Source organism: Mesorhizobium sp. LNHC229A00 (assembly GCF_000502415.1).
In the GTDB taxonomy this organism is placed as follows: domain Bacteria; phylum Pseudomonadota; class Alphaproteobacteria; order Rhizobiales; family Rhizobiaceae; genus Mesorhizobium.
Window position 1 is genome coordinate 320,872 of record NZ_AYWQ01000012.1, and the last position, 10,421, is coordinate 331,292.

Sequence of the window (10,421 nt, forward strand, 5' to 3'; positions counted from 1 at the left end):
CATCAACCAAGGGGTCATCAACGATGTGTGATCCGCATTGGATCAAATCCGTTGCGCCGGCGAAGGCCGTAAAGCAAGGTGATTGAAGAGGCAACATGATGATACGCTCCCTGCTCTGCGCACTGCTGCTTACCGTCGCCGTTCCGGCGGATGCGGCCAATCTGGTGAAGACATACAGCTATTTCGCCATTGGCGGCAGAACCCTGGAGGATATCGAGCAGCAACTTGCCAAACACGGGCCCCAGGTCAAAAGCACGGGGTCGCGCCACCCTGGCGCCACCCAGATGGCTTTCACGACACGCATCAGCTACGCCAGCCAACCGGGCTCCTGCCGGATCGCCGACGCGGTCGTCACCGTCAAGGTCAAGGTGATCCTTCCCGAATGGCGCCGCCCGGGCAAAGCCGACGCCGATGTGCGGCTGTTCTGGGATACGTTGTCCGCCGACATCAAGCGCCATGAAGACCGCCACGTCGAGATCGCCCAGAACCACGGCCGCGCGCTGGAAGACGCCCTGAAGGCAGCTTATCCGCAGAAGGATTGCGATGCCGCGAAGGTCAATGCCGCCGCGATCACGGCGGCCGAGCTTGCCAGGCACGATCGGGACCAGGTGCGGTTCGACCGTGTCGAAGGCGCCAATTTCGAAAGCCGCATCCTGCGGCTGCTGCGTTACCGGATGGAACGCATCGAGAGCGGCCAGTTACGGCCGCCGGCCTGAATCTCCTCGCCGCCTCCGTTCGCCTGGATGGAAGCCAACCGGGCGGAAGCGTAGTGCCAGCCTGGATTTTTTTTCGAGCAACGGTCGAAATCGGCCTATACGGAACGACATATCCAGGGTTGCCAAGGGCACAATCCGGAAGCACGGGCATCACGATCGATCGCGCCGCGGATGCACCAGACAAGCCCAATGGTGATGCGGCAGCGCAAAGTGCATGGACGAGAAGATTTATGGACCAGGCTGTCGACAAGCAGGCCGTGGCGGCCGCCAGCGCGCCGCTGAGCGAAAGCGAAAAGAACGCCATTATCGGCGGCGTCCTCCTGTCGATGCTGCTGGCAGCCCTCGACCAGACCATCGTCGCGCCCGCCATGCCGACCATCGGGCGCTTGCTCGGCAATGCCGAATACCTGCCATGGATCGTGACCGGCTACCTCTTGACCGTAACCGCCGTGGCACCGCTTTACGGCAAGATTTCCGACGTCCATGGGCGTCGTCCGACCGTCTACGCGGCAATCCTCATCTTCCTTGCTGGATCGCTGGTCAGCGCACTGGCCCCAAACATGTTCATCCTCATCCTGGGTCGCGCGATCCAGGGGGCCGGTGGCGGCGGTCTTTTCGCGCTGACGCAGACCGTGGTCGGAGACCTCGTCCCGCCGCGCGAGCGGGCGCGCTACGCGGCGTGGTTTTCCGGCACCTGGGCCGTCGCCAGCGTCGCCGGGCCGCTGCTGGGCGGCACCTTCGCCGAGCATCTGCACTGGTCTCTCATCTTCTGGATCAATATCCCGCTGGGCTTTCTAGCCATGGCGATCATCAACAAGCCGCTCAAGAAGCTGCCCATCGCGGCCAAGAACCACAGCATCGATGGTCTTGGCGCATTGCTGCTGATCGTGGCAACGGCGCTGTTGCTGCTGGCGCTGAACTGGGGCGGCAGTGCCTACCCCTGGTTATCGCCTGAAGTCATCGGCGTCCTGGCGTGCTCGGCGCTGTTCTGGAGCGCCTTTGCCTTGCGGCTAATGCGGGCGGCCGAACCGCTCATCTCGCTCGAAGTGCTGGGCAACCCGATCGTCCTGGCCGGCACCCTGTCGATGTTCCTGCTCCAGGCCTCCAGCGTCGGCCTTGCCGTCTATCTGCCGGTCTATCTGCAGTCGATACTTGGCCTGACGGCGAGCGAGTCGGGCATTGCAATGCTTGGCCTTCTGCTTGGAACCGTGGGCGGCGCCGCTTCCAGCGGCCGCCTGATACCACGCTTCACCCACTACAAGCGCATCGCCATGGTCGGCGTCATCTTCGCCATCCTATGCATGGGCCTGCTGGCCTTTGTCGCCGGCCATGCATCGCTGCTTGTCGTCGAAGTCCTGACCATCTGCATCGGGCTGGGAACCGGCACGACATTTCCGGTAACCACCGTGTCCGTGCAGAACGCCGTCGACCGCATGCATCTTGGCGTGGCAACGGGGGTGCTTACCTTTCTGCGTTCGCTGGGCAGTGCATTGGGGGTCGCGATGCTGGGCGCGGTGGCTCTTGGCTTTNCGTGTGCTCTTCCGATCTATCTTGGCGTGGCAACGGGGGTGCTTACCTTTCTGCGTTCGCTGGGCAGTGCATTGGGGGTCGCGATGCTGGGCGCGGTGGCTCTTGGCTTTGGGTTGCCGCTGGCCGGCGAAGGCGTTCGGGTGGCTGGACATGTCGTATCGGCCGAACCCTTCGTGATGATCTTTCTCGTCGCGGCCGGCACTCTGGGGCTGGGCCTCGTCACGCTGGCGTTGATGCCCGAGAAAGAACTTCGAGGCCACGTCGACGATCCGGCGTCGATCCTGACGGAATAACTAGCCGGAGACGCCGAGCTTCTTTTGCAGGCTCGTGGACGAGGTCGTGTACTGGAACACGATGCGCTCGCCGGGGCTGACGATGCGCTTGGCGGCCTGCGCCATCAGCGCCACCTCGTGAAAGCCCGACAGGATCAGCTTCAGCTTGCCCGGATACCAGTTGATGTCGCCCACCGCGAAAATGCCGGGCACCGAGGTCTGGAACTTCTCGGTATCGACCGGGATCAGGTTCTCGTGGAGATTGAGCCCCCATTCCGCGATCGGACCGAGCTTCATCGTCAGTCCGAAGAACGGCAGCATGCGGGTGCAAGGCACCTCGATGTCGCCATCCGGGCCGCCCTTGATGGTGGCCGATGACAGCTGGCCGTCGGCCCCGGTGAGCCCGGTCACCTGACCGACCCTGAATTCCAGCTGCTTCATCTCCTGCATGGCGTACATCTTGTTGACGCTGTCGGGCGCCGCGCGAAACTCAGCCCGCCGGTGAACCAGTGTCACGCTCTTTGCCACCGGCTGCAGGTTCAGCGTCCAGTCCAGCGCCGAGTCGCCGCCACCGACGATGACAAGGTCATGGCCGCGGAAATCCTCCATCCGGCGCACGGAATAGAAGACGCTCTTGCCCTCATAGGGTTCGATGCCGGGGATCGGCGGACGCTTGGGCTGGAATGAGCCGCCGCCGGCGGCGATGACCACCACCTTGGCCTCGAACACCTCGTTCTCGTCCGTGGTGACGCGAAAGCCGCCGTCCTCCAGCTTCTCAAGGCTGGAGACCATGCGGTTATAGGTGAATTCAGGCTTGAACGGCGCGACCTGTTCGAGCAGCTTGTCGACGAGCCCTTGCGCCGAGATCGAGGGCCAGCCGGGAATGTCGTAGATCGGCTTTTCCGGATAGAGTTCCGCGCATTGGCCACCGGGCTTGTCGAGGATGTCGATCAGGTGGCATTTTAGGTCCAGCAGGCCGAGCTCGAACACGGCGAACAGGCCGACCGGCCCCGCCCCGACAATGAGAACGTCTGTGCTGATGATGCCGGTCATGATGCGCCTCGCTTCGAAAGTCCGGGCGAGACTGCATGACCAGCGGCCCGCTGCCAAGCGTCAGCGGCAAAAATCGCCCATGCTGGCTTTCAGCCCTGACGCTCGGGCACCCGCACGATCAGGCCGTCGAGCGCATCGCGTACCTTGATCTGGCAGGACAGGCGCGAGTTCGGCTGGACGTCGTAGGCGAAGTCCAGCATGTCTTCCTCCATCGCCTCGGGCTCGCCGACTTCGGCCGTCCATGCCTCATCGACATAGACATGGCAGGTCGCGCAGGCGCAAGCGCCGCCGCACTCCGCCTCGATGCCCGGGACAGCGTTGCGGATGGCGTTCTCCATGACCGTCGAGCCGTTTTCGGCGTCCACGTCGAAATGTGTGCCGTCATGGGCGATGAAGGTCAGTTTGGTCATTTGTCACCTGAAGGGAGTTTCGCCCCGGACGAAGGGAGTTCGCCCGAGGGAAATGCGAGTTTCGCCCGAGATAATCACTCGGGCAAACAAGTCAACTGCCGTGCGAAAGCGGCGCTCCGTGACGTTTTTGTCGCAAACCTGGATCAGCGATTGATGGCGGCGATGAAGTCGCGCACTTCGTCGATCAGCCGGCCGAGCCGCTTGAGCGTCTGGGCGTCCTCCGGGCGATGCTCGATATCGGTGACGCAATCGGCGATGGCGAAGGCACCCACGCCGCGGGCCGACCCTTTCAAACCATGAGCCAGGAGGAGCCGGTCCTTGATGTCGGCATCGACAATTTTGTCGCGTACCGACAGTGCCTGCTGTACAAACAGCGCCAGCACCTCTTGCTCGAGGGCGCGGTCGCCCATCGTTTGCCGGGCAAGGTGTGCCAAATCGACCGGTCGGGACTGCCTCGTTCCCGATACGTCGCCCCCCGGCATCGAGAAGGCAATGCCGCTTTCGCCACGCATGAACTCGAACTCCATTTTCTTCGGTCGCCTGAAAACCTAGGCGAATCCAGTGGACAACGGGTTAATGAATGGCCGGGAAAAATGTTGCGAAAGCGGCGCCCAAATCACGCTTCCGTTAACCTTATATTTAAAGTTTTACGTATCCCGCGGAATGCATGTTTTCTTTACCCCCCTGTGTCATTACGATACGAGGGTCCATTTTCAGCCTCCTGCGCGGGGGTAAGACAAACAGAATCATAAGCCCCCGCGGCAGCTAGTACAGGGTAGCGAAGGCATGGCGAAGAAACCAACGACGACCAGAACTCTCGACAGCGACGTAGCCAGGGAACTCGAGAAAGCGCTCGATCTCGACCTGAGCGGCGATACCGATAGCGGCGACCTCGATATCGCGGCTTCGATGGAAGATCTGGAAGCGCAGATATCACAGGCCGCCGACGAACTGGCGCGCGAGGGACGCAATCAGCAGCCGGCGCCAGTCGTCAATCAGCCCCAGGCCGCGAAGCCCGCTCCAACGCCCAAGCCGGCCGAACTTCGCCCGGTCGAGACGCGCAATGGTGGCCAGCCCGCCGGCTTCGCGCCAGCCAACGACGATCGTCAGAAAGACTACAAGACCCTTCTGCACAGCCTGAACAGGCGCGCCTCCAACACCATTTACTGGGTCATCGCCTTTGTCTCGCTCGCCTGGATCGCGGGCGCCGGCGGACTGGCGAACCTGCTTTTTGGACCGAGCATCTGGCGGATCCGCACGCTGGACCAGTTCTTTGCCCGCCCCGAACTGATCGGCCTTGCCGTCGCGGCTATCGTGCCTGTCATCCTGTTCTGGGCCTTCGCAACGATGATTCGCCGCGCTCAGGACATGCGCATCGCCGCGCAATCGATGACGGAAGTGGCCTTCCGCCTGACCGAGCCGGAAAACATGGCCCAGGATCGCGTCATGATGATCGGCCAGGCCGTCCGCCGCGAGGTGGCTGCGATGGGCGAAGGCATCGAACGCACCCTTGCCCGTGCCGTCGAACTGGAAACGCTGGTCCACAGCGAGGTCAACCAGATCGAGCGTTCCTATTCGGAAAACGAAACCCGCATAAGATCGCTGGTCGACGGATTGGGCAGCGAACGCGAAGCGGTGGTCACCCATGCCGAACGCGTCCGCGCCTCGATCTCCGGTGCGCACGAGACCCTGCGCGATGAAATCGGCGCGGCAAGCGACATCATCCGTGACAGCATCCTCAATGCGTCGACCAAACTGTCGATGACGATCACCAATTCCGGCGACACGCTGATCGACCGCATCAACGAAAGCTCGATGTCGATCTTCGATTCGGTGGAAGGCCGGCTCGACAACATTACCGACCGGCTTTCGACCTCCGGCGAGGCTTTCGCCAGCCTGCTCGACACCCGTATCGCCAAGCTGACGGACACCACGGACGGCTTGACCCGTTCGTTGACGGACCTGCTCGACGATCGCACCACCGGCATGGTGTCGCTGCTCGGCGGCGCCGCGCGCACCCTCAATTCCGAGTTCGAGGCCAGCCTCAACGGCATCGAGCGCACCTTGGCCGAACGCGGCCAAGCGCTGATCAGTGAATTTCAGACCCGCGCGGAAGCGCTGGACACCGGCACCCAGAAGCTCAATGCCGCGCTGGAAGCCCGCGCCCGCCAGATCAACGAAACGCTGGTCGAGCGCGCGCGTGAAATCGCCCACACCTTCGCCGAGAGCAAGGACACGCTGTCGGCCATGATCGATCAGGGCAAGACCCAGATCGGCGCCGACATGGCCGACATCGTCACCTCGACCTCTTCCATGCTCGAAGCGCGCGCCAGCGATTTCGCCGGCCGCATGGAGGCAGCCCGCCACGTCGTGTCGCGCTCCTTTGACGCCGACATCCAGCGGCTTGCCGACGCGCGCGTCGGTATCGAGGAAGCCGTCGAAAACCATAGCCGCAAGCTCTCCGAGAGCCGCGAGCGCATGGCGGCAGCCATGCAGGCGGACCTGGAGAAATTCGACGAAGGCCGCGCCGGCATCGATGCGGCGGTGACCAATCAGGTACAGAGGCTGGCCGAAGGCCGCGGCCTGATAGCCCGTGCGCTTGAAGAAGACCTGCGCAAGGTCAACGAATCGCGTGCCGCCATCGATGCGTCGCTCGGCAGCCACCTCGAAAGGCTGGAGGAAGGCCGCAACCGGCTCTCACTGGCTCTCAACGAAGACTCCGGAAAATTGGTGCAAGCTCGTACCATCATTGATGAAATGGTGGCCGGGCATGTTGGAAAACTGGCCGAAGGCCGCAACATTTTGTCGCGCGCCTTGGAGGCCGATCTCGGCAAATTGTCCGACAGCCGCGCCGACATAGACGGCCTTGTCGCCGGCCAGGTCGAGAAAATCGCCGAGGGCCGCGCGGTGCTCGCCAAGGCGCTCGAAAACGACATTGCCGGTATCAAGAACCTCATCGAGGCGCATTCGGCGAAACTGGCCGAAGACCGCACGCAGCTCGGCCGTTCGCTCGAAAGCGACCTGTCGGGGATACGTGGCCTGATCGACAGCCATTCCGGGCGCCTGGCGGAAGACCGCGGCCTGCTGTCGCAGACGCTCGAAGCCGACCTCGCCAAGCTGGCCGAAAGCCGCTCCAGCATCGACGGTCTGGTCGCCGGCCAGGTCGAGAAGCTCGCCGAGGGCCGCGACATCCTCAAGCGTGCGCTGGAATCCGACCTCAATACGATCAAGAACGTCATATCGAGCCAGTCGGACAGACTGGCCGAGGATCGCGGGCAGCTCTCACGTGTTCTGGAAGCCGATCTGCAGAATGTGAACAGCGTCATCGCCGACCACATGAACAGGCTGGTTCAGGATCGCTCGACCTTGTCGAAGGCGCTGGAGGACGATCTCGCCAAGCTGGCCGAAAGCCGCTCCGGCATCGACGGCCTGGTCGCCGGCCAGGTCGAGAAGCTCGCCGAGGGCCGCGACATCCTGCGCCGCGCATTGGAAGCCGACCTCGGCACCGTCAGAAACACCGTTGCCGATCAGTCCCAGAAACTGGTCGACGACCGCGCCCAGTTCGCCCGCGCGCTGGAGGCCGATCTCGAAACCGTCAACAGCCTTGTCAACAGCCACTCGGACCGACTTGCCCAAGAGCGTTCGACACTGTCGAAGGCGCTTGAGGCCGACCTCGAGACTGTCGGCAGCCACGTCAACAATCACGCGGAACGGCTTGTGCAGGAGCGTTCGACCTTGTCGAAAGCTCTCGAAGACGATCTTGCCAAGCTGGCCGAGAGCCGCTCCAGCATCGACGGTCTTGTCGCCGGCCAGGTTGAGAAGCTTGCCGAAGGCCGCGATGTCCTCAAGCGTGCGCTGGAGGCAGATCTTGCCAAGCTGGCCGAAAGCCGCTCCAGCATCGACGGTCTGGTCGCCGGCCAGGTCGAGAAGCTCGCCGAAGGCCGCGACATTCTCAAGCGCGCTCTCGAAGCTGACCTGCAGAAGCTGACCGAAAGCCGCGGCGATATCGACGATATCATCGCCGGACATGTCGGCAAGTTGTCCGAAGGCCGCGACATGCTCAGCCGCGCGCTGGAAGATGACCTCGGCAAGCTCGCCGAGAGCCGCAAGGACGTCGATCGTTCGCTGTCCGGCCACATCGACCAGATCGCGGCCAGGAGCACGGACATTTCCGCCGCGATCGCCGCCGATGTCGACAAGATCGAGCAGGCGTTCAGCCGCCAGACTGGCATCATCGAGGAACGCGCCGGCACCATGGAGCGCGCGCTCTCGACTGGGGTCGACAACGTCCGTAACGTGCTCGAGAAGAGCGCTGTCTTCGTCGCCGGCGCATTGCGCGAAAAGGTGCTGGAAGTCACCAGCACGCTGCACGAACAGGCCGGTGCGGCCTTCAGCGACGCCGATCGCAAGATCGCCGAGCGCGCCGAGCAGACGTCCGCCGCCCTGCTGGCCCGGGCCGAAGACATCGCCCGCACCTTCGAGGAGGCCGATCGTCGCCTCCACGCCCGTGCGGAGGATACTTCGAACGCCCTGCTCGCCCGCGCCGATGACACCTCCAGCTCGCTGCTGGCCCGTGCCCACGAAACCGCCGATCAGCTCGCTGCCCGCGCCGGCGAGATTGCCGGCACCTTCGACATGGCCGACCAGAAGCTCGCCGCCCGTGCCCAGGAAACCGCCGATCAGCTGGCTGCCCGCGCAAGCGAGATTGCCGGGACGTTCGACGCGGCCGACCAGAAGCTGGTCGCCCGTGCGGTGGAAACGGCGCAGTCGCTGGCCGCCCGCGCCGGCGACATCCTGCGGAACTTCGAAAGCGCCGACCAGCGGCTCGGCATGCGCATCGGCGAATCCGCCGAGGCGCTCGCCGCCCGCGCGTCGGACCTCGGTCGTATTTTCGATGCCGCCGACCAGCATTTGGTCTCGCGCATCGCCGAGGGTTCGGGCGCGCTGTCCAGCCGGGCATCCGAAATCGCCCGCATCTTCGACGACGCCGACCAGCGCCTGGTTTCGCGTATCGCCGACAGCACCTCGACGATCGGCGAGCATGCGCAGACCATTGTCGGCGCCTTTGCAAGCACCGAGCAGCGGGTCGCCGATCGCGCCCGCCAGACCGGCCAGGAGCTGGCCGTGCACGCCCGCGAAATCGAGCAGGCGCTTGCCGGCGCCGACGAGCGTCTTGCATCGAGCGCGGCGGCAGCGGCCGCCCGTGTCGAAGAACAGATCGCTGGGGTCGAAAACCGGCTCGCCTACACCGCCGAAACCATGGGCCAGAAGCTCAACGAGCAGGTGTCGAGTGCCGAGGCACAGCTCGTATCGCGTGCCAATGTGATCGCGGAAACCTTCACCGCGGTCGGACAACATATCGGCCAGAGCACCAACGACGCGGCCAAGACGATTGGCGCCAACACCCGCGAGCTCAACACCATGCTCGCGGCGCGGTCGGCCGAGATGTCGAAGATCCTCGACGAAACCGCGCGGCCTTTGGTCGAGCGCTTCGCCCAGGGCGGCTCGGAATTGCAAAAGAGCATGGAAGAGGTCACGGAGCGCGCGACCGAGAAGCTGCGCAGCGAAAATGCAGCCCTGGTCAACGCACTGGCCAGCCGCACCGCCGAGACCTTGTCGGCGGTCAAAGGCGCCCGCTCGTCGCTGTCCGACAGCGTCGCCGATCTGATCGGCCGTATGACCAAGTCCAGCTCGCAGCTTGGTCAGCTGATCGAACAGGCCGCGGTCAACCTCGGCGAGGTCGACGAACGTCTGACCGGCAGCACGCAAAGCTTCGCGGCGACAACCGAAAAGGCGGCGCAGACCTTTGCCAGCTCGGCGCGTCTGGTCGATTCGAACACGACGAGACTGACGGAACTGTCGTCGTCGACCTTGCGCGAAGTCGCCTCGATCGCAACCAAGTTCGATGAACACAGCCGCTTGCTGGCTAGCGCCTCGGACCTGTTGAGCTCGGCCCAGAGCAACCTCGAACACACGCTGGAAAGGCAGTCCTCACTTGAGGACCTCGCCGTCGGCCTGGTCAAGAAGTCGGAAGATCTCGAAAGGGTCATGCGCTCGTTCGAAAATCTCGTCGGCCAGACCCTGCAGAACGCCGAGGGCAAGACGATGGAGTCCGCCGACAAGATCCGCAACGCCATCACCGACGTCGTCGATTCGGCAACCAAGCGCTTCGCCGATGCGACCGAGGAGATGCGGCGCACCGCGGGCTCGATCAAGAGTGAACTCGACCTCACCCGCGCCGAACTCAAGAAGGGCGTCATCGAGATGCCCGAAGAGGCAAAGGAGTCGACATCGGCCATCCGCCGCGCCGTTTCCGAGCAGATCAACGCCTTGAAGGAGCTTTCGGACATCGTGGCGAAGTCCGGTCGTGGCGGCGACTCTTCAGAATCGCGCCCCTTGCGTCCTGCGCCGCAGGCGCCGGCGGCGCGCGCCGCCGAGCC

6 protein-coding genes are annotated in these 10,421 nt (G+C 63.8%); 3 read left to right on the forward strand and 3 right to left on the reverse strand.

Translation table 11 applies throughout. The features are described from left to right. Nucleotides 1–95 precede the first annotated feature (95 nt). Together X742_RS147185 and X742_RS147180 are read left to right on the forward strand one after the other, a co-directional pair. Complete coding sequence (locus tag X742_RS147185; protein ID WP_023785176.1) at nucleotides 96–716, forward strand: DUF922 domain-containing protein; 621 nt, start codon at nucleotides 96–98, stop codon at nucleotides 714–716. A 230-nt stretch (nucleotides 717–946) separates the two neighbouring features. Beyond that, entirely contained in the window at nucleotides 947–2,539 is a 1,593-nt protein-coding gene (locus X742_RS147180) for an MDR family MFS transporter (RefSeq protein ID WP_023773906.1), read from the forward strand. Here X742_RS147180 and X742_RS147175 read toward each other — a convergent pair whose 3' ends face one another. From X742_RS147175 to X742_RS147165, 3 genes are all read right to left on the reverse strand, one after another. Next, complete coding sequence (locus X742_RS147175; protein WP_023773907.1) at nucleotides 2,540–3,571, reverse strand: NAD(P)/FAD-dependent oxidoreductase; 1,032 nt, start codon at nucleotides 3,569–3,571, stop codon at nucleotides 2,540–2,542. Between the two features lie 89 nt (nucleotides 3,572–3,660). Next, on the reverse strand, nucleotides 3,661–3,981 hold the full coding sequence (locus tag X742_RS147170) for a 2Fe-2S iron-sulfur cluster-binding protein (protein ID WP_015317672.1): 321 nt from the start codon (nucleotides 3,979–3,981) through the stop codon (nucleotides 3,661–3,663). Between the two features lie 143 nt (nucleotides 3,982–4,124). Further along, a complete protein-coding gene (locus tag X742_RS147165; protein ID WP_015317671.1) occupies nucleotides 4,125–4,493 on the reverse strand; it encodes an Hpt domain-containing protein in 369 nt (122 codons plus the stop codon). A gap of 274 nt (nucleotides 4,494–4,767) precedes the next feature. Here X742_RS147165 and X742_RS07320 point away from each other — a divergent pair. Next, nucleotides 4,768–10,421: kinesin (locus X742_RS07320; RefSeq protein ID WP_023773908.1), on the forward strand; the 5,654-nt coding region annotated here is incomplete at its 3' end.